This window comes from Flavobacterium alvei (assembly GCF_002920895.1).
In the GTDB taxonomy this organism is placed as follows: domain Bacteria; phylum Bacteroidota; class Bacteroidia; order Flavobacteriales; family Flavobacteriaceae; genus Flavobacterium; species Flavobacterium alvei.
In genome coordinates, this window is the sequence record NZ_PQVG01000001.1 from 149,806 (window position 1) to 175,766 (window position 25,961).

16 protein-coding genes are annotated in these 25,961 nt (G+C 33.4%); 1 reads left to right on the forward strand and 15 read right to left on the reverse strand.

Features of this window, described 5'->3' with window-relative positions; all coding sequences use genetic code 11:
* Positions 1-45: 45 nt before the first annotated feature.
* The 10 genes from C3L50_RS00695 to C3L50_RS00745 all read right to left on the reverse strand — a co-directional run bounded on the left by C3L50_RS00695 (position 46) and on the right by C3L50_RS00745 (position 16,630).
* Positions 46-1,590, reverse strand: coding sequence for a T9SS type B sorting domain-containing protein (locus C3L50_RS00695; RefSeq protein WP_103804050.1), 1,545 nt, complete (start codon positions 1,588-1,590; stop codon positions 46-48).
* 202 nt (positions 1,591-1,792) lie between these two features.
* The gene (gene secDF / locus C3L50_RS00700; RefSeq protein ID WP_103804052.1) at positions 1,793-4,762 is read right to left on the reverse strand and encodes a protein translocase subunit SecDF; all 2,970 of its coding nucleotides are present in this window, start codon (positions 4,760-4,762) and stop codon (positions 1,793-1,795) included.
* A gap of 222 nt (positions 4,763-4,984) precedes the next feature.
* A complete protein-coding gene (gene mdh, locus C3L50_RS00705; RefSeq protein WP_103804053.1) occupies positions 4,985-5,920 on the reverse strand; it encodes a malate dehydrogenase in 936 nt (311 codons plus the stop codon).
* A 108-nt stretch (positions 5,921-6,028) separates the two neighbouring features.
* On the reverse strand, positions 6,029-7,975 hold the full coding sequence (gene gyrB, locus C3L50_RS00710) for a DNA topoisomerase (ATP-hydrolyzing) subunit B (protein WP_103804055.1): 1,947 nt from the start codon (positions 7,973-7,975) through the stop codon (positions 6,029-6,031).
* Positions 7,976-8,752: 777 nt separating this feature from the next.
* Entirely contained in the window at positions 8,753-8,950 is a 198-nt protein-coding gene (locus C3L50_RS00720; protein WP_103804058.1) for a hypothetical protein, read from the reverse strand.
* On the reverse strand, positions 8,947-9,606 hold the full coding sequence (locus C3L50_RS00725) for a hypothetical protein (protein ID WP_103804059.1): 660 nt from the start codon (positions 9,604-9,606) through the stop codon (positions 8,947-8,949). Before C3L50_RS00725 ends, C3L50_RS00720 begins: the two co-directional genes overlap by 4 nt.
* 4 nt (positions 9,607-9,610) lie before the next feature.
* Positions 9,611-11,380, reverse strand: coding sequence for a hypothetical protein (locus C3L50_RS00730; RefSeq protein ID WP_103804060.1), 1,770 nt, complete (start codon positions 11,378-11,380; stop codon positions 9,611-9,613).
* 267 nt (positions 11,381-11,647) lie between these two features.
* Positions 11,648-14,977 (reverse strand): bifunctional amidotransferase subunit GatB/aspartate--tRNA ligase AspS, encoded by a 3,330-nt coding sequence (gatB/aspS, locus tag C3L50_RS00735; RefSeq protein ID WP_103804062.1) that lies wholly within the window; start codon positions 14,975-14,977, stop codon positions 11,648-11,650.
* Complete coding sequence (locus C3L50_RS00740; protein WP_103804063.1) at positions 14,977-16,374, reverse strand: amidase; 1,398 nt, start codon at positions 16,372-16,374, stop codon at positions 14,977-14,979. The genes gatB/aspS and C3L50_RS00740 overlap by 1 nt, the downstream gene beginning before the upstream one ends.
* 1 nt (position 16,375) lies before the next feature.
* Positions 16,376-16,630, reverse strand: coding sequence for an Asp-tRNA(Asn)/Glu-tRNA(Gln) amidotransferase subunit GatC (locus C3L50_RS00745; protein ID WP_103804655.1), 255 nt, complete (start codon positions 16,628-16,630; stop codon positions 16,376-16,378).
* 310 nt (positions 16,631-16,940) lie between these two features.
* Here C3L50_RS00745 and C3L50_RS00750 point away from each other — a divergent pair, with 310 nt between their 5' ends.
* Entirely contained in the window at positions 16,941-18,194 is a 1,254-nt protein-coding gene (locus tag C3L50_RS00750; protein WP_103804065.1) for an LVIVD repeat-containing protein, read from the forward strand.
* Between the two features lie 56 nt (positions 18,195-18,250).
* On the opposite strand, the gene C3L50_RS00755 is transcribed toward C3L50_RS00750, so the two are convergent.
* From C3L50_RS00755 to C3L50_RS00775, 5 genes are all read right to left on the reverse strand, one after another.
* Positions 18,251-18,973 (reverse strand): RloB family protein, encoded by a 723-nt coding sequence (locus tag C3L50_RS00755; protein ID WP_103804066.1) that lies wholly within the window; start codon positions 18,971-18,973, stop codon positions 18,251-18,253.
* Between the two features lie 3 nt (positions 18,974-18,976).
* The gene (locus tag C3L50_RS00760; RefSeq protein WP_103804068.1) at positions 18,977-20,191 is read right to left on the reverse strand and encodes an AAA family ATPase; all 1,215 of its coding nucleotides are present in this window, start codon (positions 20,189-20,191) and stop codon (positions 18,977-18,979) included.
* Between the two features lie 106 nt (positions 20,192-20,297).
* The gene (locus C3L50_RS00765) at positions 20,298-20,747 is read right to left on the reverse strand and encodes a hypothetical protein (protein ID WP_103804069.1); all 450 of its coding nucleotides are present in this window, start codon (positions 20,745-20,747) and stop codon (positions 20,298-20,300) included.
* Positions 20,748-21,005: 258 nt separating this feature from the next.
* Positions 21,006-22,757 (reverse strand): TonB-dependent receptor, encoded by a 1,752-nt coding sequence (locus C3L50_RS00770; protein WP_103804071.1) that lies wholly within the window; start codon positions 22,755-22,757, stop codon positions 21,006-21,008.
* A 72-nt stretch (positions 22,758-22,829) separates the two neighbouring features.
* The gene (locus C3L50_RS00775; protein ID WP_103804072.1) at positions 22,830-25,844 is read right to left on the reverse strand and encodes a tetratricopeptide repeat protein; all 3,015 of its coding nucleotides are present in this window, start codon (positions 25,842-25,844) and stop codon (positions 22,830-22,832) included.
* Positions 25,845-25,961: the final 117 nt, after the last annotated feature.

Here is a 25,961-nt window from a genome sequence, read left to right on the forward strand (position 1 = left end):
TCTTACTAAAACAGAAGCCTCACAAAATTGTGAGGCTTTTATATTTTATCTCTTTAAAGAAAAATGAGACTTGAATTTTTTGATACTATTATTTTCAGAATATTCAACTGTAAACCAATAATCGTCTGCGGGCATAGGCTGACCAATATAAGTACCATCCCAACCAGCGCCTTTTGGACTGATATCTTTCAATAATTTTCCATATCGATCAAATATATAAATCCTAGAATTTGAAGATAAATCACTCAACCCATTAATATTCCAAGTGTCGTTATAAGTATCGCCATTGGGTGTAAAATATTTAGGATAACCAATAATCAAGACATTGTTATTAGTTAATTGACTGCAACCATTGACATCTTTGACAGTAATGGAATGAGACCCAGAAGCCACATTTTCAAATACAGTACTGGTTTGATATGGACCTGAATCCATTTGGTATAAATAATTGATACCTACTGGCTCAGTAACAGTAACTATTTGAATTTTGGTAAATGCATCGGTTGTAGTCCAGTTCAAAGCATTAATCGTATTGGAAGGATTGACGGTTACATTAATAGTTTTTACAGAGGGTGAACAAGGCTGACCTAAATCAGGAGTAAAAACGTACGAACCACTCGCCATATTATCAACTGTTGCTGGGTTCCAAGTTCCTGTAATTCCATTTGGTGACACATTGCTTAAAGAAGGGACTACATCACCAGAACATAGAGAAAAATCACTAAAATCAGGCTCAATAGGTTCTACTGAAATACCGATAGTAGCATCCAATGCACACGGAAACAATATGGAATCTGGCGTAAAGGAATATACTATGGTACCCATTGCAGAAGTATTGATTGTAGATGGGCTCCAAGTACCAGTCATTCCATTCGTTGATGTTGTTGGCAAAACCACAACATCATTCAAACAATAGGTAGTTGGTGTTGAATTAAAAGTTGGTGTGACTTTTTGTGCTGCTGTACAAGTAGAATTACAAGTAACTGTAATTGGTTTTACACAAGGAAGACCTAATACTGACATAATTGTAAAAGTTACTGTTGTGCCAGGACCTGGAACTGGAACATCAAAATGAGAAGGAGCAACTTGAAATCCATATACTAAAGGACCACCTGCTACTGAATAGGAATAATTATACCCTAAATAACCTGTAACATTGTTCCAATCAAAAGCTACAGAAGTAGGTGTTGTATTTGCAGCATCGCAAAATAAAGTTAGTACTCCAGCCGTATCAGCAACTACATTAACCACTATTGGAGTTCGAGGCGTACTTTCTATACCTCCAACTGTTTCAGTTACATAATAGGTTGTTGATCCAACTGAAGTCGTTATAGGTGTTGGTGCTGCTGCCAATGCTGTCCCTCCTGTTGATGCAGCATACCAAGTCAAAGTCCCTCCTCCTGAAGGTGTTGCTGTCAGTGGTGCTGCTACACTATTCTGACACAAATATATTGGAGAAGTAACTACAGGTGGAACTGTAGCCAGAAACTTGCTTGATGAATTATTGATACTGGTTTTAGCAAAAATTGATGCATTTGACAAAGTAGTAATCAAAAAAAAACAGAAGAACGACTTGATTATTTTTTTCATCCTTTTTGGGTTTAAATTTGCTTTAAATTTGGGGAAACTATAGCAATATGGTGTAAATATATAAAATTTGATTCTTCAATAAAATTAATCCTAATCATTTATAGTCAACAAGTACAAAAGCATAACAAAAACAGAATGCAATATGACAAAAAAAAGACCCGAATAAATTCGAGTCTTTTCTATTATTTTAGAATTATACTACTTAAGAATTATGTTCTTTTTCAATTCTTAAATGTTCTTCTTCTGACATTGTATCACACAAAACTGGTGTTGCGATAAACAATGAAGAATAAGTTCCAACTATAATACCTATAAGCATTGCGAAGATAAATCCACGAATAGATTCTCCACCAAAAATAAACATGATTAACAATACTAAAATCATTGTCAACGACGTATTAATAGTTCTTGACATTGTACTATTAATAGATTGATTTACGATACTATTAAAATTACCTTTGGCTTTTTTACCTCCTAAAAATTCACGAACTCTGTCAAATACAATTACAGTATCATTCATAGAGTATCCGATAACGGTAAGAATCGCTGCAATAAAATGTTGGTCAACCTCCATACCAAAAGGCATATATTTATATAATAATGAATAAATACCTAATACAAAGATAACGTCATGCACAACTGCTGCAATCGCACCCAAACTATATTGCCATTTTCTAAAACTAACTACCAAATACAAACCTACAATAAGCATTGCACCTAGAACTGCCCAGTAAGCATTAGTTTTAATATCCTCAGCAATTGTTGGTCCTACTTTAGAAGCTTGCAAAATACCTAATGTTTTTCCATCATAAGCATTTACAAATTTATCATAAGTTAATCCTGCAGAATAATGCTGTTTTAGATTTTCAAATAATAATTTATTTACTTCTTCATCTGCTTCACTTCCGTGTTCTTGAACTTTATATTTAGTAGTAATCTTTAATTGATTGTTATTACCAAAAACTTTCGCCTCTGCACTACCAAAAACTTTTATCAATTCATCTCTAACTTCTTCAGCTTTTACTGGTTTTTCAAAACGAATTTGAAAAGTCCTACCTCCTACAAAATCCACACCTTGATCCAAACCATTTGTTGACAATGAGTAGATACTAACAATAGTTACAATAGCAGAGAATGCATAAGTCCATTTTTTAATTTTCAAGAAATCGAAGTGGAAATTGGTAAAGAAATTTTTAGAAAAACTTGTTACAAATGATAAGTCTAGATTTTTAGCTATTCTTCTATCAATAAAAATTCTAGCAATAAAGATTGAAGTAAATAATGAAGTCAAAATACCTATTAACAATGTAAGAGCAAAACCTTTAATTGGTCCTGAACCAAAAATAAACAATACACCACCAGTTAAAACGTGAGTTACGTTGGCATCAACAATAGAACGCATTGCACCTTTCCAACCGTAGGAAGCTTTCACTGATTCTTCAAGCGATTTACCTAAACGTAATTCCTCTTTAGCTCTTTCATAGATAATGATATTCGCATCTACAGCGGTTCCCATTGTCAAAACGATACCAGCAATACCTGGCAAAGTAAGTACAAAATTGAAACTTGCCATTATTCCAAAAATGAATAATAAATTGACTGCCAATGCAATATTAGCATACCAACCTGAACGTCCATAATAGATCATCATCCAAAGTGACACTAATAACAATCCTAAAAGTGCAGAATTAGTACCATTATCAATAGCTTCTTGACCTAAGGATGGTCCAACTACTTCTGATTGAATAATATCGGCTGCTGCTGGAAGTTTACCAGCTCTAAGAACGTTTGCCAAATCTTTTGTTTCTGAAATCTCAAAATTCCCTGAAATTTCTGATCTACCACCTGAAATTGGACCGCTAGTAACACCTGGCGCTGAATAAACAACATTATCTAATACAATAGCAATGTTAGTTTTTTGAGTATAAGCCCTTCCGGTTAATTCTTCCCAAGCTTTTGCTCCTTGACCGTTCATTTGCATAGAAACGGCTGGTTTTCCTAATTGGTCAAATGTATCACTTGCATCAGTAACAACACCTCCGCTCATAGCAGCAGTATTGTCTCTATTCCCTCTTAATGCGTATAATTCTACAGCATCAATATCTTTTCCCTTCTCATCTTTAATGACTGTAGGTTTTCCCCAAACAAATTTAGCATAATGCTGGTCTGCCGCCAATAAAATTCTGATATCCGCTCTTCGCAAATAACCTCCGATAGTAGCTGTATCTTTTGGTGAAAATAAACCTAATACTGGTCCACCACCTTGTTGAATAATTTTATCAAGAATTGGATTGCTTCCTTTTGCAGCGTCAACTGATTCTTTTTTATCTGTTAATAATGCACTTAAAGTATCCTTTGGAGCAGTTTTAACTTCGGTAGTTTTGATTTCAGTTTTTTTCAATGCCTCATTGGCAGCCATCAAGAAATTACCAATTTCATCTATTTTATACGTTTCCCAAAACTCTAATTGAGCGGTACTTTGCAATAATTTTTTAATTCTATCTACATCTTTTGCTCCAGGAAGTTCAACAAGAATTCTTCCAGATTCACCCAATTTTTGAATGTTGGGCTGTGTTACACCGAATTTATCGATACGTTTTCTCAATACTCCAAAAGCACTATCTACTGATTCATCAACTTTTTTTCTGATTACTTTCTGAGCATCTTTATCAGTCATTTGAAAATCGATTCCACCTTCTCCTTGCAATGATCTGTTTGCAAAAATATCAGGAGAAGCTAGTTTTACTGTTCCTTTTGAATTGGCTTCGAAAGCTTCGAAAAAGGCATCAATATAAGTTTGATTTCCTTTTTGATTTGCAGTTGCATCAGCCAATGATTTATTAAAAACTGGATTTTTAGAATTATTTGCTAATCCTTTTAAAACATCTTTTACTGAAATTTGCAATATCACATTGATACCACCTTCTAAGTCAAGACCTTTGTTGATTTGTTTGTCTTTTACTTCGTTGAAAGTGAATTTTGTAAATCCAAGATTAAAAACATCTTGTTTCCCAATGGAATCCAAATATTTTAATTCTTTATCAGGATTTCCGTTTGCGAAAGTTTTAGCATCGTTTTTGACTTTGCTTGAAACGAAAGTGAAAGAAAGTTGGTAAATGCTTACCAATGCAAATAGAATTGCGAAAAATTTAATAAGTCCTTTATTCTGCATTATTACTAAAAATTAATTATTTATTGTATATATTTGGTTAACCGATTACAAAACAAGCAGTTAAAACTATTTTGCTATAAAAACAAAACAGTTGTAACTATAGTTTTTTCCATAAACCGAGCAAATATATAATTAACGTTAAGATTAACCAATATATTTATTGATTAATATCAAAAAAAAGACTGCAAAAGTGCAGTCTTTTCATTTTTTACCCAAATATTCCTAACCTAATATAGATTTTAGGTCGCCATTCATATTTCTAACAGCATCAGCACTTTTTGCAAAAGTGGCTTTTTCAGCATCATTCAATGTAATGTCAAGAATTTGTTCAACACCGTTTTTACCAATGATACAAGGAACTCCGATACAAATATCGTCTTGTCCGTACTCACCTTCAACAAAAACCGAACAAGCAATCATTTTCTTTTGGTCATTCAAGATACTGTCCACTAAATAAGCAACAGAAGCACCCGGTGCATACCAAGCAGATGTTCCTAATAAACCTGTAAGTGTAGCTCCACCAACCATAGTTGCAGCAGCTACTTTAGCCAATTCTTCTTCTGATAAAAATTCAGATACTGGAATACCATTATAAGAAGCTAATCTAGTTAATGGAATCATAGTAGTATCACCGTGACCACCAATAACCATTGCCGAAACATCATTTGATGGTTTATCTAATGCTTTTGATAAATAATATCTAAAACGGGAACTATCTAAAGCTCCACCCATTCCGATAACTCTGTTTTTTGGTAAACCTGTAGCTTTCAATGTCAAATAAGTCATTGTATCCATTGGGTTTGAAACCACAACGATGATAGCGTTTGGCGAATGAGCCAATACATTATCAGCAACTGTTTTTACAATTCCCGCATTGATCCCTATTAATTCTTCACGAGTCATTCCAGGTTTTCTTGGAATTCCAGATGTAATCACTACTACATCGCTATTAGCTGTTTTTGCATAATCATTGGTAACACCTGTAATAACAGTATTAAAACCTGTGTTAGTGGCACACTGCATCAAATCCATTGCTTTACCTTCGGCAAAACCTTCTTTGATATCCAACAATACTACTTCGCTTGCAATTCCTCTATAAGAAATAGTATCTGCACAAGATGCACCTACATTTCCCGCTCCTACAATTGTAACTTTCATTTTTTTTAATTTAATTTATTATTTGTTGTTTGTTGTTTACTGTTTTTGGTTTATTATTTGTGGTTTATTGCTAACTATATACTATAAACCACAAACCCTAAACATTTTTTAAGCATCGATATTAGCATAAACTGCATTTTTTTCGATAAACTCTCTTCTTGGCGGTACTTCGTCTCCCATTAACATTGAGAAAACTCTGTCTGCCTCGACAAGACTATCAATATTTACTTGGCGCAAAGTTCTGAAATTTGGATCCATTGTCGTTTCCCACAATTGCTCTGCATTCATCTCCCCAAGACCTTTATAACGTTGGATAGCTGCACTTCCACCCATTCTTGCATTGGCTTGATCGCGTTGATCGTCTGTCCATGCATATTCTTTTTTATTTCCTTTTTTAACTAAATATAAAGGAGGAGCTGCAATATATACGTGTCCTTGCTCTATCAATTCTTTCATAAAACGGAAGAAGAATGTCAAAATCAGAGTAGAAATGTGACTACCATCGACATCGGCATCACACATAATAATTACTTTATGATAACGCAATTTCGAAATATTCAACGCTTTACTATCATCTTCTGTTCCAACAGTAACTCCAAGTGCCGTAAAAATATTTCGGATCTCTTCGTTTTCAAAAACCTTGTGGTGCATTGCTTTTTCCACATTCAAAATCTTACCACGCAAAGGTAAAATGGCTTGAAAAGCACGATCACGACCTTGTTTTGCCGTTCCACCTGCCGAATCTCCCTCGACAAGATACACCTCACACTTTTCAGGATCTTGCTCTGAACAATCAGATAGTTTTCCTGGCAATCCACCGCCACCCATTACGGTTTTGCGTTGCACCATTTCACGGGCTTTTTTAGCAGCGTGACGGGCTTGGGCAGCCAAAATTACTTTTTGAACAATGACACGAGCATCATTTGGATTTTCTTCCAAATAATTCTCCACCATTTCGCTCACGGCTTGGCTTACCGGTGAGACAACCTCTCTATTTCCAAGTTTGGTTTTGGTTTGTCCTTCAAATTGTGGCTCGGCAACTTTTACAGAAACAATCGCAGTAAGACCTTCACGGAAGTCATCCCCAGCAATTTCGAACTTCAATTTATCCAACATTCCAGAAGCATCGGCATATTTTTTCAATGCTCTAGTAAGACCTGTTCTAAAACCTTGTAAGTGTGTTCCTCCTTCGTGAGTATTGATATTGTTTACATAAGAAAAAATATTCTCTGAATAACTGGTATTGTAAATCAAAGCTACCTCAACTGGAATTTCGCCTTTTTCGGAATCCATGGAAATAACGTGTGCTATGATTGGCTCACGATTTCCGTCCAAATAACGAATGTATTCTTTCAATCCTTCTGTAGAATGAAAAACCTCTGACGCAAAATTACCGTCTTTATCTACTTCTCTTTTGTCTGTAAAAGTAATCGTGATTCCTTTATTCAAGAAAGACAACTCACGCATACGAGCTGATAAAGTATCATAAGAATACTCAACAGTTTGGGTAAAAATAGTTGGATCAGGGTAAAAGGTAACGATAGTACCTCTTTTTGAAGTTTCCCCAATTTGTTTTACAGGATATAAAGCTTTTCCTCTTTCGTATTCTTGCTCATAAATTTTTCCATCACTGCTGTGAACGGTTGCTCTCAAATGGTTTGACAACGCATTTACCACCGAAACCCCAACACCGTGCAAACCTCCAGAAACTTTGTAGGAATCTTTGTCGAATTTACCTCCGGCACCGATTTTAGTCATAACAACTTCAAGTGCAGAAACGCCCTCTTTCTTGTGAATTCCAACTGGAATACCACGTCCATTATCTTCTACAGAAATGGAGCCGTCTTCATTTATATCTACCCGAATAGTATCACAATGACCTCCCATTGCTTCATCAATCGAGTTATCCACTACTTCATAAACTAAATGGTGTAGTCCTCGAACCCCTACATCCCCAATATACATCGAAGGACGCATCCTTACGTGCTCCATTCCTTCTAACGCCTGAATACTATCTGCTGAATAATTATTCTCCTTCTTGATTTCTTCGCTCATATAAATTTACTCTAAAAATGTGTTTTTGGTATTATACGCAAATATATAAAAATGCAAGGGAATTTAAGAACAATATCAAGAGCTAAGTCGTTAAGTTATTAACAAAAAACTGTCAATTTCGATGGTAATGACAATAGCAAAAATCAATTTCAATGACAATGGCAAAAATCAATTTTTAAAGAAGAAAAACTACCCTAAAAACACAAATTTCCAAAACAAACATTTAAAATGCAGTTTTGGAAATTTGAAATTTAATCATTCCAATTATTTTAAGTTAACCCTAAATGATTGTCAAATATTTACACAAAAACTACACCTCTCTTATTATTAAATAATACTAATTCCTATACTATTTTTCACTATTTTTAAATTTATTCAATACCCATAGTAATTACCTCCCATTTTAAATAAGTACCATCTTTCAATTTATGGATTATAAATATTGGACTTGAATCTAAAGAAAAATTTTCACTTTACTCTTCTTCTGTAATATAACTAACCGAATCAAGGCATACTAATCTTTGAGGCTTCCTGTTAAAACAATAAAAATTAACTGAAAAATCAGACATAATTAAACCATAGTCTCTTTTTTTACTTTTTTTGAATTTTTCAAAGGTTTTCAACCTTTTTTCTTTAGATTGAAAACCATTTATATAAATTCCAAAAGATGCGCTAGTAGTATCTTTCCCAATAGAATAACTACTAACATATTTACTTTTAAAATCCAAATAAATAGTTTGACTTTTTTTCTCAATTTTCTCCTGACTAAATAACCAATTAAATGTGATTAAGCACATCAATAGAATTATTTTTTTTATTAATATTGACAGGCGGGTTTGTGTTTATAAAATTATCCCAAATATTTAATATTTGAATACGTTGTGCCTGCGGTAAATTTCTCCAAGCAACAGTAGAATTTGAAGATAAGCCTGTTTGATTATCTACAACATCTCCACTATTTTTTTTTAAATTCAATTAAATACTCCATCCTCATAAAAAACACTTTGCTCCCATTTACTATTTACTTTTCGCATTAGCACAGTAAAATGATTTATCGATGAAAATCCAAGTTGCCCATTTCCTATTTCAAAACTTATAAAAGCATTGTTTTCATCAATGATTAATGGTTTTGATAAGTATATAATTAATTTACTTGGAAGGGTTATGTAAGCACCTGTATTTATTATGTTTCTTAATTCCTCATATTTAAGTAAATTCACTCCTATATTTTTAAAATCAGAGACTTTCCAATGGTAAACTTCTTCTTTTTCTAACTTTATTTTTATTTTTTTAATTTGCAAAGTATCTAAAAAAAATCTATTTTCTATGTCACCAATTTTATTAATTCTATCCATAGATATCCACTCATCACAAGAATATTGATAGGCTTCAATAGATTTGTATTTTTTTAACGCTTCTTCAATTACTACAATTTCAAAATCTTTATAATTTTTATATCTTTCTTTTTCTAATTCAACATTCAAGAAACTATTAATAATATTACTTTCAACATCTATCAGGTTATTTCCCAAAAAGGCAGTAGATTTTTTTTTAGCATTTTGGTTACTGCTACTTTGAATTGAACAAGAAATCAGCATTAATCCTAAAAAAAAGAGAATAATGTTTTTCATCTTTTTAAAAATTACAAGGTTGACCTAATGGAGTTTGTTCGTCTGGCGTACCTGCACCCACTGGATGCCCTGTTTGTTCACAAGCCCCTCTATTTAAAATTCTTTGTCTATTAGGATTGCCTATTGGATATGTTACATCAAAAACTGGCGCATCTTTTAACCCAAACCAAGCTAAATCTTTATATTCTTGCTTAAGTGGATTGGCATCAGAAATAGGTGAATTAGTTTGAAATTCTTGCAATGACCTTGCTATAGCATCAACATAATCAGCCGCCATTTGCTGATGATGCACATCTGCTGGATTAATAGAAGTCGGATGTTTTAAAGTTACATAATAATTAAATAAAACTGCAAAATCATTATAGGAATTAAGGTTTGGCGGACTTGAATTATAATAATCATCATAAAGAGTCATGAAATAAGCATGTACGATTTCATGAAACATTGTAGCAGCTATAAATAATTTCGTTTTATCCGTATAGTCGGTACTGATATAAATAGTATAATTGTTTTTAGCATTTCGAATCGTTTGACCAGGTTGCTGACCACTTGGAGGCACTTCAGATCTAATGGTTGTGGTATAAATTGAATTATTAGCGTCGAGCTTAGCTAAGACTTGAGCAATGTCGCAAACAGTAGCCTTTTTAATTTTTTGAAAAACACTTTTACTACAAGGGTCAAGATTTATAAAATCTATATTTTTCTCAATTAAAAAAGGGGTTATAGAAGTAAATGTAGTTGGATTCATTTTTAAACTTTCAATCGTTTCTCTAGCAAAATTTCTAATTTCAACATTATCTTCTTCGTAAATTGAAAAGTAGATTTGATCAACAAACGTCTTATTAATTGGGTTTTGTAGCCAAGGAAGAATTGTAGAGTCGTCAAAACCAAGTTGATTAAGAATTAGCGCCTCTTTGCCTTGTGAAACAGGATAAAATAATTTAGGAACATTAGGAACTACTTTTATTGAATAATCACCTCCTCCTCCTCCAGAACCAAAATCAGAACCTGTGTTGCCTGAGGAACTACCCATATCTAAAGGTGTTATTGCTAGAACATATCCTGTGTTATTTGGATCACCTTGTGATGCAGAACTAAGACTAATATTACCTACTGCACTTGCTAGACCAGAAATGGCATTACCAATACTATTTAAAATGTTTATAAATTTATCAAACAATCGATCAATAAAAGAACATCTACATCTATCTATGCTACCACCACTTCCTTCGAAACCTCCTGTAGAAATAGCTGGCTCAACCATTCTTGCAGTGCTATTTTCAAAAGTTATTTTTCCAACTGGTTTATTAATCTCACTAAAAAACTCCATTTCTCCTGTAAAATTTCCAAAATCAACTGCTTGACTATCATTTGTAGGATTGTATCTCAAAATAAAAGACTCATAACTCACACCGTCAGTAATAATATTAAAGTTCTCAAAATAATAATCATCTCCTCCTGATGAATTATCAATAATAGGAATACTGTAACTGTCATTACCACCTGCATCATCATATTCAATTATGTTTTGCAAATCAAGCTCTTGAGACGCAGCAACTCTGGCTGTAACTCCTTTAACATTCGCCTTAGCCCGAAATTTTTGTACACTTGGCATCAAAAAAGGAACATCTTCAATAGTAACGTACTTGATTTTTCCACCAACTGCCTGTTGTGTGTTAGTCGTTTCTTCTTTTATGTCCGTTTCACAACTTGAAAATAGTATTGATAAAGTTATAAATAAAAAAGATACAAATAATTTAATTTTTAGTTTCATAGTTTTTTAGATTAATTAGTAGTTAAATTCAATCAAAATTAAAAAAAAAAAAAATCTAAATACTTTACTTTAATTCAACTATTTTCATAATCAATATTGGTTATAAATAATTATAAGCTAATAATTTAAAACACAAAACTACTATTAAGAGACAAATTTCCAAAACAAACATTTTAAAATGCCGTTTTGGAAATTTGAAAAAATAAAACAATTTCAATTATTCTCTAATTGCTCATTGAAATTGTCATTGCTATTGATATTGAAAGACTATCTCATAATCTTCACATTCATTTCTTCTACCTTTTTGTCAGATAAAAGAGATGGTGCGCCGAATAATAAATCTTCCGAAGTTCCTGTTTTTGGGAAAGCCATTACTTCCCTGATAGAAGCTTTTTTCTCCAAAATCATCATCAAACGGTCAATTCCCCAAGCGATTCCTCCGTGTGGCGGTGCGCCGTATTGGAAAGCTTTATACATTGTCCCTACACTTTTCATCATTTCTTCTTTATTGTAACCCATATTTCTATAAGTCGCTTCCAGAATTTCCGATTTATGGGCACGAACCGATCCTCCACCAATTTCGTAACCATTTAAGATAATGTCGTATTGCTGAGCGATGATGGTTCCGATTTTTTCATCATCCCCTTCCATATGCTTTTGCAAATCATAAATAGCCGGCATAGAGAACGGATTGTGTGTAAATGTCCATCTTCCTTCATCAGTTCTTTCGAACATTGGAAAATCTACCACCCAAGCCGGACGTAATTCCTTCGGATTAATCAAGTGTAACATTCTACCCATTTCCTGACGAACCGCATCCAAAGCTTTGTTAGCCGTTGCATAATCTGCCGCGGAAAAGAATACAATATCACCCACTTGTGCATTGGTCGCTTTTATGATTCCTGCAGCAATTTCTTCACCCAAGAATTTAATAATTGGTGATTGCAATTCGTCTTCGTTTACAATAATATAAGCCAATCCGCCCAAACCGTGTTGTTGCGCAACTGCTGTAAGCGTTTCAATCTGCCCTTTAGACATACGCTTGTTTCCTTGCTCTTGAGCCGAAACTTTGATACATTTTACAATTCCGCCTTCATCAATCGGCTTGCTAAATACTTGGAAAGTGGTGTCTTTTACAATATCAGTTATGTCTTGCATTTTTAAACCGTAACGCAAATCAGGTCTGTCGCAACCGTAAAAATCCATTGCATCTTTATAGGTAATCACTTCAAACGGATGCAAAATCCATTTTTTACCGTAGATTTTAGTCACTACTTCATTGAACATTTTGGTGTTCAAATCGATAATCTGCTGCATACTTGCGTAAGCCATTTCAATATCCAATTGCGTAAATTCCGGCTGACGGTCTCCACGGGAATCCTCATCTCTAAAACAACGCGCAATTTGGAAATATTTTTCATATCCACTCACCATCAACATTTGCTTAAACTGCTGTGGCGCTTGTGGCAATGTATAAAAGAAACCGGCTTGTTTACGTGTAGGAACAATAAATTCACGTGCACCTTCATCCGTTCCTGCGCTTAAAATCGGCGTTTCAATTTCTAAGAATTCTTCTTCATCTAAAATGTCACGCAATAATTTAATTACTTTATGACGGTTTACGATGGCTCGTCTTACCTCTTCGTTTCTGTGATCTAAAAATTTGTATTGAAAACGAGTCGTTTCATTTGTCTTAGCCGCTCTCTTGATTTCGAAAGGCAAGGTTTTGGATAAGTTTAAAATTTCTAAAACTGAAGTTTCCAATTCAATTTTACCGGTACGCAATCCTGCATTAAAATCATCTTCATTACGACCTACTACAATTCCTTTTACCGAAATAACCGATTCCGGTTTCAATTTCACTAACTCATCAATATTAGGGAATGATTCCCTGCTGATACGGACTTGGAAAATCTCATAACTGGAATCACGCAAATCGATAAACATCAACTCACCGTGATCACGAACACTAGCTACCCAACCCGACAATAGCACTTCATCTTGAATGTTTTCTTCTGATAACTGTGAAATTTTGTGCGTTCTATAAGTATCTTTTATAATAATTGGAATTTCAGGAAGCACTTCTTCTTGAATTTCTTTATTTTCTGCCACAGCTTCTTTGGAAACTTTCTCTGATGCTTCTGACTTTTCTAAAACAGCAGCAGCACCCAATTTATCTAAAATTTGCTGACGAATTACTTTTCCGTTAGCACCTTTTCCGATAATACCTAAAATCTTGCCGACTAAAATACCTGCTTTCCCTTGGTCTCCCGCTTTGATATCATTGGCAACAGCCTCATTTTCGGAAAGTACTTTTGCAATTACTTCCTGAATTTTATCTTCTGAAATGGTATTCTCAGCAAAGTAACTATTATAGTCAAAAGTTCTATCTTTTAGATAACCAATAATCGCATTTTGAACTAAAACAGCAGTGATTTTCTCGGCTTTGAATAATTGGAAAATTTCAATTAAATGATCAATACTGTGGATTTCGGCATAATCATCAACTTTCAAATTATTGGCCAAAGTTTTAGCTACAAACGAAGGATCGTTAATCACCTTATTTATCGCTACAAAAGTTCCAGAACGCAAAGCATCTGCTGTAAAAAACTTAGCATCTTGTGGCAATACACCTCCGTGAATTAAAATAGATTCGACCGCAAAAGGCAAAGCATCCGTATCCACTTTGATCGCTTCGATTTCCTTCTTGATGTTTACAAAAGGTAAATCTGGCTCAGAAATGAAACGGTAATCTGCTTCAAATTCTTTTTTACGCATTGTCTTGGTCTGCTTTAAATCGGCATCCCAAAGCACCGTCGTTTGGTCAGGTCTGAATTCTTTATTTTCAATAAAATAATTGAACTGTTTTTCTACTTCTTCTTTCAAGGCTTCGACCATAAACTTAAACGAGTTCAAGTTTTTGATTTCAGTTCTTGGATTCAAATCATAAGAATGTTTTTTGCGCAAAGACACAGAAACATCCGATTTAAATTCTCCTTTTTCCAAATTCGCTTCTGAGATTCCCAAGTTTTGAACAATACGCTGAATGTATTGAGCATAAGTCGAAGCATCCTCAATATTTCTGATGCAAGGCTCCGTAACAATTTCAATCAACGGCACACCGGCTTTGTTAAAATCAACTAACGAAATCTTCTTTTCGTGCATTAATTTGGCCGCATCCTCCTCGATATGAACCTGAGTTAAATTCACAGTGAATTGAGAACCGTCATTTCGGTAACAAGACACGTGTCCGTCAGGAATTATTGGATTATGATATTGTGTTATCTGAATATTTTTCGGGTTGTCCGGATATTCGTAATGCTTTCTATCCCAAGAGATCACTTCATTGCTAAATGACGAATCCACCGCTTTTCCAAAGTAAATCGCTTTTGTAATTGCCTCTTTGTTTATGGCAGGCAAAACGCCCATTTGTCCCGTACAAACAGAACATATATTTTGGTTAGGTGTTTCTATTTCTTGATTTGGACAAGAACAAAACAACTTGGTTTTGGTATTCAATCGAACGTGTGTTTCCAGTCCAATTACCAATTCTAAATCGTGGGCTTTTATCGCCGCATTTAATTGCTCCAATTCCATTATATTGTATCTTTTAAGAAGTTTGCAAATTGCAACACTAATTCATCATTATTTTTTGCTGCCGTAATTTGCAGTCCTGTACTCGTTCCTTGTGGCACGGTTAAAGTTGGCAATTGACCTAAGCTAAAACCAACCGTATAGGCATCGGACAAATACATAGCCAACGGATCTTTTAAACTGTCTCCGATTTTAGGAGGCGTACTTGGTGTAACTGGCGATAAAACGATATTTACTTCTTCAAAATCTTTGCTGAAATTTTGAGAAATCTGGTCTCTCAAAGCCAATCCTTTTAAATAAATTCCTTCTGAAAAACCTTGAGACAACACTTGATTTCCACCTACAATTCTGCGTTTAGTTTCTTCCGAAAAATTTTCAGAACGGGTAACGGCATAAGTATCAATTAAATTTTCGCCTTCAATACGATTCCCATAATTTGTTCCGTCCAAACGAGATAAATTAGAAGCCGTTTCAGCCATTGCCAATGTATAATAAGTAGAAACCAAAATATCAGATTTGAAAAAATCTAATTCTTTTACTTCAATTCCTTTGGCTTTTATCTTTTCGATACTTGCCAAGAAATCAGCTTTTATTTGAGGATCGATAGCATCGCTTTCGATAAAGTTTTTGAAATACCCAATTGTTTCAACTGTTGAAGTTGCAATGGCGCCTTCACTAATTTCAGTTGAAGTGACTGAAGTTTGATCTTTTGGATCTTTCCCACTCATTACATTCAGCACAATTCTAATATCTTCAATTGATTTCGCCAATGGACCAACGCAATCCGTAGAAGATGCATACGCCATCAATCCGTATCTTGAAATTCTTCCGTAAGTTGGTTTGAAACCGTAAATATGATTATACCCTGCAGGCTGACGAATAGAACCTCCTGTATCTCCACCAATAGAAAAAACAGTATAATCTTTGGCAACATTAACCGCAGAACCACCGCTTGAACCTCCTGCCACTAATTCTGGATTAATTGCATTTTTCACCGCTCCAAAAATGGTGTTTTCACTTGAAGATCCGTGACCAAAACTATCACAATTTTCTTTTACCAACGGAATTGCTCCGGCATCCAATAATTTTTGAATGGCAGTAGCTGTGTAAGGTGATTTATAATTTTTCAACAAATCAGAACTTGCTGTAGTGTAAGTTCCTTGCACCATATAAACATCCTTGATTCCAAAGGGAATACCTTCCAGAAGACCGATTGGTTCTCCGTTTGCAATTTTAGCATCTACTTTTGAAGCCAATTCTAAAGCCAAAGTATCTAAAACAGAATTTACAGAATTGTAGGTATTTTGTTTAAGTAAGTCTAATTTTTCCTGTACAAGAGCCGTACAACTTATTTGTTTTGACACCAATTGCTGGTGTATCTTTTTTATTTGAGATTCCATTTTATCCTTCTATAACTTTAGCAACCACTAAAAAACCATTTTTCTTGTTCGGGAAATTTTCCAAAATTAATTGTTTCTCCATAGTCGAACTTTCTACTACAACATCTTCTCTTAAATCACTTACTGACACGCAATTATAATTGACATTATTAGAAGGATTATTATTTGATGATGCATTTTTGATTACATCAAATAACTTGTTCACGCTTTCGGATGGCTGTGCTCCTTTAATACTCGACAATATGTCGACTGTCATTATTTTGCTCATAATTGTATTTGGTTTTAAAGTCAAACTTTTAAGGTGGCGAAATTACGAAAGTTTTATTAGAGAATGATGTTTTATTTTAATGATTTCGGTAGTTTTTTGTGAAAGAAGATATTAATTTAACATTATGTTAGATTTAAATTCTTTGAACGAAAACTATTAAAAATATATAAATAGACTAACAAAAACACAAACTATCAAATTTTAAAATTATTAAAAAAAAACAATCCAAACACAACCATTATTTCATTAAAAATGAATAAATTAGCACCACGATATAAACTTACAAAATAATACACAAATGAAAAATACTTTATATTTTTTGCTAATAATAACTTTCTTTTCGATGACTTTTATGTCTTGTGAGAATGGAGATGAAAATTATGAAACCTACAATATTGCAACTCCGGTCACTATGTCTTTGAGCGAGTTAAGAAGTTCTGTAAAAATATTACCTCCACAAAAAACCGCAAAATCTGGTAAAATATATGTTTACGATAATTTTATTTTTATAAATGACCAAGAAAATGGCATTCACATTATAGACAATACAATTCCAACGGCTCCAAAAAAAATATCCTTTCTTAAAATTCTTGGAAATACAGATATAGCGGTTAAAGATCAAATGCTTTTCGCCGATAGTTTTACAGATTTAGTCGTTTTTGATATTTCAGATATTAGAAATATAGTAGAGAAAAAGAGATTGAACAATGTTTTTCCACAACATATCATTTACCCAACTATTGACAATAATCTTCCACTTTTGTATGATTATCCAAATTATAATGCAGACAAAATCATTGTAGGTTGGAGTATCAAAAAAGAAAAAAGAAAACCTCAAAACATAGATTATTTAAGCAGTTCAGGTGGAATTATGTTCAATGCAGCAAGTTCTGAATCAACTACAGGACAAGGCGGTTCATTGGCTCGTTTTATGATTGTTGAAGATTATTTGTATGCTGTGGATAATCAGAAAATCAATATTTTCAACATTCAAAATTTGTCTGTTCCAACAAAAGTAAAAGAGCAAAATGTGGGTTGGGGAATTGAAACCATTTTTAACAAAAATGACTATTTGTACATAGGGAGCACCAACGGTATGTATATTTATGACATCAAATCGTTAGAAAATCCTGTTTTCGCATCAAGAATTGCCCATATCAATGCTTGCGATCCTGTAGTAGTTGACGAAAAATACGCCTACGTTACGTTGCGTTCAGGTAATTTTTGCGGAGGAACCAATAATGTCTTAGAAATTATTGACATCACTAATAAAGTGAATCCGGTAAAAACAGCATCGTTTGTTTTAGAAAATCCTTATGGTTTGGGAATAAAAGATCAAATGTTATTTATTTGTGATGGAAGTGCTGGACTAAAAGTATTCAACAAAACCGATGTCTTTAATTTGCAATTGACCAATCAATTTAAAAACATTAATCCGTTTGATGTCATTCCTTTGGATGACAAACTACTTTTGGTTGGTCAAAACACACTTTTTCAATACAAATACAAACAAAACGACATTGAACTCATAAGCACTTTTATGTTGGAATAAATAATACGAATCAAGAGTTGAATGCGGATCAAACGGATGCAAGTAGATTTATGATATTATTCGCTTTTTTGCCTGATTTGTTCATTAAGCTCTATCGAATCTCCATTTAACTCTTCTACTAATAAATGGACTCTAGTACAAGGATTATGAATCGCAAAATTGTTACAACTGTGATTTAAAATCAACTTTTCAGCATAAGTTATGGCTTGTTTTTGATTTCCATACTTTTCTAAAATGGAATACATTTCTACACTATTCTTTTTGTAAACAAATTTTTTAGGTTTCTTACTTTTTGATAGAATAGCAATTTTATCATTCACTTCTTTTTCAATAGCTCTTTTATAATCCTCTCGAGACATATAAGTATTTCTATACTGAAAATGTAATAAGTACCATAATTCAAAAGCTTCGTTTGACCAACCTACTTTAATCTCATTATTCTCAGCCAATTCAATTGCTCCATTAAAATTATTGGGACTAAAGCTATCTTTATCAAAAACTACCCAAACACTATCATATTCTTGACTTGAATTATCTCTTGCTTTAATTGTTCTTTCTACTAAATCTTTAGTATTAGAACCCTCACCCAAAGTATCAATTGTATAAACAAATGATTTTACATTAGTTTTAAAAGACTTAAAATAATTAGGCTCTGTTTTTTCACCTTCGCAAACAATTAAAAAGTAAACACGAACTTCTTTGGTTTCAATATTTCGCTTCTTCTCCTTGGTTCTTTCTCGTTTAGCAAGATGGTTTTGGATTTTTATGATATTTGCCATAGCCTAGATTTCCTGCAAATTAGAAATATACGGAATTGCACCATATCGTCCTCTTATGTAATCCGCTTCAAAACTCCTATCGTTTCTTACCGACTTACCATCTCCATCTTTAAACTCCAACAATGAATACAAATCGGTTGCTTCAAAATCATCTTTCTCTGTAAACCATATTTGGTCTCTTCTAAAAAGATTAGCCCCTAATAAATTAGTATCGTGAGTAGTAAAAATTAATTGGGCATTTTTAGGATTCGTCTCTGGATTATTAAATAATTTAATTATTTCTTGAGTTAAAATTGGATGTAGTTTTGAATCTAGTTCATCAATGATCAATTCATATCCATACATTAGTGAAAAAACAATACTTCCTGACAAATCAAATAATTTATTCGTTCCAGAGGATTCTTGCTCATTCAAATCAAATTCAAAATGAGAAACAAACTCTCCCTTTTTGTTGTATTTTTTATGTATTGTTTTAATTTTTTTTCCAAAGGTTAAATTTGCGTCATCTTTTACTATAAAACTATCAAAGCCAAGACTCAATTTATTAAGAAAAGACTCTATCATAAGCCTATCTTCTTCATAATTATATAAAACCCCAGTCATAGCTATAGCGATTTTATGATCTATTCCTGACAAGACTCTAATCCTTGAAATATTATATATCACTGTTTTTGCAACACTACTATTAAATTGGTCTAGTAAAGCAATAAACAACCCATTATCTCTAGTTTTACTTTCCAAACCTCTTGCCTCTTCAAAAACATCGGCTACACCAATACCTTCCAGTTCACGAACAAAATAAGGAATTTCTTTTTTTGAATTGGCTTCTAAAATAAACAACCATTCTGAATGAATTTTATCATTATCTAATTCAAAACCATAACGATAGCGACTTTCTCCTTCCGTAAAAAGAATCTCAAAATAACAAGGCTGATTTTCTGTTTCTGTATTTAACAAAAAAGGCTTGGTACCTAACTTATCAATCGAATTTAATTTTGAAGAGTTCTTTACAGTGTTAACCATAAAATCTAAAGCTTTTACAAAATTACTTTTCCCACTAGAGTTAGCACCATAAATAGCTGCCGAGCGAAGCACTTTGTATTTTCCGTTTTGAACAACATTATCTGGCAAAATGGTTTTAATACCTCCTGCTTCTAAACTAAAAGTTTTTTTGTCTTTAAATGATAAAAAATTCCCGACTGTGAATTCTAATAGCATAGTTACTTTTTTTAATTTTTTTGAGAAATTTTCTCAAAATTACCAACAAATGTAATGATAAATATTCACAACTAAATAAATTTGAGAAAATTTCACAAAACTATAACTATAAAATTTCTTCAATCGTGTAAGAGGTCGTATTAATTTCAAAAGTAAACCCCACTTCATTTCCCATCAATTTATTTCCCAAGGGCGATTGGGGAGAAAGTGCAATAACATTGATGCCATCAACAGCAATTTTAGGAAGTGCAGCACTTAAATAGAGATAAATTCCGTTGGCTTTGACCAAGCTGCCTACAATAATAGTTTTGGCAATTGTGGTGGAATCAATTTTGTCTAGAATGGTTTTTTGGGCCAATACTTCCTTCAATTTGTGATTGAGTTTTTCTTGTTCAATATGCATCATCGATAAAGCGGTTTCGTGTTTGTCGCCTGCCGAACCTTTGGCATCGTTTTTTGAATCTTCGGTCAAAGCCGAAATCATATCACGGAAAGCATCTTCACGGTCTTGAACAAGTTGCTGGTAATATTGGTGTATTTTTTGTTTGAAAGTCATAATATTGGAACGCGGATGAAACGGATTTAAACGGATTTCCGCAGATTTTTATTTTTTAGAATCTTCATTAACCCATTTTTTTAATTTCTCGTTTAAAGTTTTAAAACCAAATGTTTCTAGTATCATACCTATTGGCATTCCAATAATTGACCTCGTAAAATCTCTTGGATTCCTCTTATAATCTTAGTAATAACCAAAATAAATAAAAACAAAGACAAATAAGATAAAGACAGTAATAACCAGAAGCTTTATCATAATCTAAAAATCAAATTTATAATTCGCTCCCAAAACTACTTGAAATCCTTGAACTGGATAATTCATCCATTTTTGATAGTTTTGATTGGCAATATTATTGGCCTTTAAAAAAGCAGTTAATCTTTCATTGTATTTAAAACCTAGGTGTGCATTTAGATCAAAATAGCTATCCAAAGTTACCGGACTTGGTGTTGTAACATACACGATATCTGTATTTAATTTTTGGTCTTTTCGTTCGCCAACAAAAAACACATTCGCTCCAGCGTACCATTGTTCGGTTATGTTGAAATCAACTTTTGCATTTAGTTTTATGGATGGCAAATTCCAAGCTTCTTGCTGAATATCTGTGGTATAACTACTAAAAGTTCCGTCAATACCAAAAGCAAGGTCTTCAGAAATATCGGCTTTCAATTCACCATAAAAACTAATGGTTTTCATATCATCATAAACCACTTTCATAGAATTTCCGAGAGCATAATTTTCATTCGTACTTGTTTCTGTATAATCATTGCTTTTGAACAAAACTTTATCTCTTTCGTTCACATATGAAGCTTTAAGATTGTAGCTCACCGTATTGGTCAACTTTCCCTTCAAACCCGCATAAACATCATATTGTTTGTCGGTTGGAGCAATATTTAAGGTTGGAGACAAATAAGGATTCATAGCTACAAAATCGGTATAAGTATTTTGCTCCAAATTCCCTTCGGCTCCAGCATAGAAAATCATCAAATCACCAACTACTTTATAGGAAGCTTTGATTTGTGGATAAACTAGAAACTTATTGTCGTTGTTTTCTAAATCGGCACTATAAAAAACTCCAACGCCCAAATTAAACGTCCAATCGTCTTGCTGCATAGCGAAACTTGGCGCGACTCCGAAATTGGTAAAACCATATTTTATTGAGTTGGCGTTAGAATAATTTTTTTCGAAATTTCCTCCAACATAATCAACAATTATATTGGTTTTTATGGTAGTTTCGTTGATATCAAATTGCAAAGAAGGTTTTACATAAAATCTATTTTCAGAAGAACCAAAATTATCCGAAAAATGATTGAATTTGGCGCTCGCTTCTTTAAAAACACCTTCATTTATATCAATTCTACTTCCTAAATACAGATTGTTATAACTGTGTTGCGGATTAATTCCATTGATTAAATCATTTCTATCTACTGGCGATAATAAACTGCCAAAATCTGTTGGCAATCCATACCAGTTGTAAACTTGATTTTTATAACCCAAATCTACATTCCACGACAAATCTTTTTCGCGAACTCCATAAGTCAAATCAATGGCAGTATCATAAAACGCATCTTCCAATTCGACGCCTTTAATTCCGCCTTGCGAGGACAAATGACGAAACATTCCACCCACATAGTCATTATTTCCTAATTCTTGATTCACAAATAATTCCGCATTCAAAGTAGCATAATTTCCTATTCCAAAAGTGGCGTAATTATTAAACAAATGAGCTTGCTTTTCTTTTTCGACTCCTTCTGCTTTTCCTTTAGATGGCGTAAAAGTAGATGCGACAGGAAAAGAAAAAATCGAATATTTGATGGCCTCTTTTTTGGAATTATCTGCATCGTCAAGAACAGGATTTTCGCTTACTTTAAAGGCATCCGAAATGGTTGGCGTATAAGGCTTAACAACATTTACGACTTCTGTTCCGATGTTTTCTTCCTTTTTTTGGGCGAAAGAAAATTGAAAAGTTAGTAATAAAGCAAAGGCAATTATATTTTTGAAATTGATTTTCATATTTTGATATTTGGAACGCAGATAAACGCAAATTTGCTAAAGCAAAGACTCGGATTTCAACGGATATTATATTTAATTAGTTATCGACGAATTCGTTTTGGATTCTTCACTTTTGATGGCATCCAATTCTTTTTGAGCTTCTGAAACTACATCAGGGAAATCTGTGAAGTTTTTTATCACACTTTCCAAAATATAAGTCGCCTGAAAGCTGTCTTTCAATCCATAAAAATTCTTCGCCATCAAGATTAATCCTTTGGCTCCATAATATTTATAACTCGAATAATTCTTGGCTAATTTTTGAACTACTTCATTCGATGCTTCAAATTTTTGATCTTTATTTTTGAAATAGGCATCGTAATACAAGGCTTCGGCAGCCAATTCTCCTTTGGCTATGGTTTGCAATTTGGCGTAAGCAGAACGAGCTTTCACTTCATCTCCCGTTTGGATGGCGGCGCGGGCAATGATAATTTGTGCATCGCTTTTTACATTGTCATCCATTTTCGGATTGGCTAAAACATTTTCGGCATAAATAACCGAATTGGAATAATCCTTATTTTCATAATAGGATTTCATCAAATTAGATTGAGCAAAAATTTTGTTTTGCGGAAAATCGGCTTCGTTTTCCAAACGAGTTAATACTGGAATAGCTTTTGATTTATCATCATTTTTCAAGAAAATCTGCACCAATCTTGCCAATGATTGTTCTGTAAATTCATTTCGAGGTTGTGCAATAACATATTCATAATTTGGTATCGACTTTGTTTCTTGTCCGTCAGAAAAATAAGATTGTGCCAAATAAAAATTAGCTTTCAAAGAGTGAATTCCGTTTGGAAATTTACCCACATAACCGCTAAATCCTGAAATGGCTTGCTTGGTGTTGTTTTGCAAATATTGTTTTTCGGCAGCTTCATAAGTATCATTATCCAATTCGGCATCGGTAACGGCTACAAAATCCAAAGTGCGAACCCAACTGGCATATTCATCTACTTTTCCGTTATCTACATAAATCAATCTAGCGGTCGAAACGGCTTCGAGTGCTTCGGGAGTTTTAGGGAAATCGGCTGCTACTTTTTTGAATTTCGTCAAGGCTTGCTCATCTTTATCAGAATTGTAATAAATTAATCCTTGACGCAAAATGGCTTTTGAAGTAAACGAACCGTTTTTGAATTCAGCATTTAATTTGTCATACGTTTTTATAGCCAAATCTGGTTTATTCTGCGCAACATAAGTGTTTGCGAGTTCAAAATAGGCATCATCACGATATTCTGATTTAGGATACAATTGCAAAAAAGTATTGAGTTCCTCTATTTTTTTATCATTTTTGGTAACAAATCCATAGCAAATTGCCTTTTGAAAATAGGCATAATCTGCATCGACACTTTTCGAATCGATTACCTTATTATAAGCTTCGAGAGCCGATGTATAGTTGGAAGTCACGAATCGACAATCAGCCAAACGCAAGTAGGAATCATTCAAGCGTGCCTTGTCTGCTTTTGATTGATTAATATAAGATTGAAAATAATTTCCAGCCTGATCGTATTCCTTTTGTTTAAAGTAAGAATAAGCCAAATTGTAATTACTGTTTTTGAATTCTGGAGTGGTTTCGGCTCCAGCCAAATTCATAAATTGCTTGTAACTCAATACCGCATTTTTAAAATCGTTCAAAACATATTCGGTTTCCCCTTTCCAAAAAGTAGCACGAGCGGTGAATTTGGTGTCTTTTTGTATGTCTAACGATTTTTCGAATAAAGTGAGTGCTTCTTGATAGTTAGAATCGGTATAAAGTTCTAAACCTCTATAAAAAGTTACTTTTTGGTAAGCTAGTTTATTTTCTGGCGATTTATTCTTTTCTAATAAAATCAAGGCTTCTCTATAATTTCTAGAGGAAATATACGAATCTATCAACAATCTTTCTATCTCGGATTGATTGGCATTATTGGGATATTTTTTCATAAACGCTGTCAAAACATCGGGTGTGCTTTGGTAAGAATTTCCAATTTCATAGCTCAATTTGGCATAATTCAAACTGGCGTCTTCCTGAATTGCTTTATCAAAATCCATTTCGGAAGCATTCTTGAAAGCGTTCAAGGCTTGTTGCTTTTTATTCAATTCCAAATAACTTTCGCCCAAATGATAATAGGCGTTTTGAGCCACGAAATCTTTTCCACCAATAATTTTATTGAATTGTGAAATAGCATTTTCGTAATTCTTCTGCATATAATAAGCATAACCCAATTGGTAGAAATCGGTATTGTTCCATTTTCCTTTTTTGCCTTTATACAATTCTAAATACGGAATCGATTGATCGTATTTTTTCAAATTAAAATAGCTTTCGCCAATGATTTTGTTCAATTCCGATTGTTCGATGGCATTCGATTTTGGCATTGCTTTGATTCCTAAATCTATTGCTTTTTGGAAATTTCCTAATTTGAAATTCATATCGGCTTGATAATAGGACAATTTTTCTTTGTATTTTTCTTCGCCTGACACTTCGTCAAAATACTTGGTGGCTTGCTTGTAATCGTCTCCTTCATAAGCCATAAAACCTAGATAATACTTGGCTTGCGAACCGTATTCTTTTGAATTAGCCACTTTATTAAAATAAGTTGTGGCTTCTTTTTTGTTTTTAGAACTAAAAAAACTGTAGCCTTTTTGGAAATTATATTGATCTTGTTCGTTATAACTCAAATTATTTTCATCCACTTTTTCGAACCATTCCAGAGCTTGTGGATAACTTCCTTGATTGAAATAATAATGAGCCACTTCAATATAAGCTTGATTTTGTTTTCTACTTGTTGGATAATCGGTCACGAAACGCTCCATCAAAACATCTGCATCAGCTTGATTGGTACGAATGGCACAATTGGCAACATAATAAGAACAGTCCGATTTCAGTTCTTCATTGGCAGTAGCCGACTTTACTTTGTCAAAAATAAACTGTGCCGAAGCATATTGTTTGTCATTATATAACGCAAGTGCTTTGTCGAAATCTTTGGAATCGTGGGTATAAATAGCTGATTTTTGGGCTGAAAGGATTGAAAAACCTGTAAAAAAAAGTGCTATTATGAATCTATTTTTTTTTTGCATTGGATTTTTGTTAAGAAGTCAAATGTATTGCATTCTGTAGCCTATAACGAAAGGCTTTGGTGAATTATTATAAACATGTTTTTTAACAATTTAGAAAAAATTGATAATTGATAATTG

Bases quoted from the DNA above. Each gene is read 5' to 3' on its own strand.
- C3L50_RS00770 (WP_103804071.1), bottom strand. From the start codon at position 22,757: ATGAAAATCAATTTCAAAAATATAATTGCCTTTGCTTTATTACTAACT.
- C3L50_RS00725 (WP_103804059.1), bottom strand. From the start codon at position 9,606: ATGAAAAACATTATTCTCTTTTTTTTAGGATTAATGCTGATTTCTTGT.
- C3L50_RS00745 (WP_103804655.1), bottom strand. From the start codon at position 16,630: ATGACAGTCGACATATTGTCGAGTATTAAAGGAGCACAGCCATCCGAA.
- gyrB (WP_103804055.1), bottom strand. From the start codon at position 7,975: ATGAGCGAAGAAATCAAGAAGGAGAATAATTATTCAGCAGATAGTATT.
- mdh (WP_103804053.1), bottom strand. From the start codon at position 5,920: ATGAAAGTTACAATTGTAGGAGCGGGAAATGTAGGTGCATCTTGTGCA.
- C3L50_RS00750 (WP_103804065.1), top strand. From the start codon at position 16,941: ATGAAAAATACTTTATATTTTTTGCTAATAATAACTTTCTTTTCGATG.
- C3L50_RS00740 (WP_103804063.1), bottom strand. From the start codon at position 16,374: ATGGAATCTCAAATAAAAAAGATACACCAGCAATTGGTGTCAAAACAA.
- C3L50_RS00755 (WP_103804066.1), bottom strand. From the start codon at position 18,973: ATGGCAAATATCATAAAAATCCAAAACCATCTTGCTAAACGAGAAAGA.
- C3L50_RS00765 (WP_103804069.1), bottom strand. From the start codon at position 20,747: ATGACTTTCAAACAAAAAATACACCAATATTACCAGCAACTTGTTCAA.
- gatB/aspS (WP_103804062.1), bottom strand. From the start codon at position 14,977: ATGGAATTGGAGCAATTAAATGCGGCGATAAAAGCCCACGATTTAGAA.
- secDF (WP_103804052.1), bottom strand. From the start codon at position 4,762: ATGCAGAATAAAGGACTTATTAAATTTTTCGCAATTCTATTTGCATTG.
- C3L50_RS00695 (WP_103804050.1), bottom strand. From the start codon at position 1,590: ATGAAAAAAATAATCAAGTCGTTCTTCTGTTTTTTTTTGATTACTACT.
- C3L50_RS00760 (WP_103804068.1), bottom strand. From the start codon at position 20,191: ATGCTATTAGAATTCACAGTCGGGAATTTTTTATCATTTAAAGACAAA.
- C3L50_RS00730 (WP_103804060.1), bottom strand. From the start codon at position 11,380: ATGAAACTAAAAATTAAATTATTTGTATCTTTTTTATTTATAACTTTA.
- C3L50_RS00775 (WP_103804072.1), bottom strand. From the start codon at position 25,844: ATGCAAAAAAAAAATAGATTCATAATAGCACTTTTTTTTACAGGTTTT.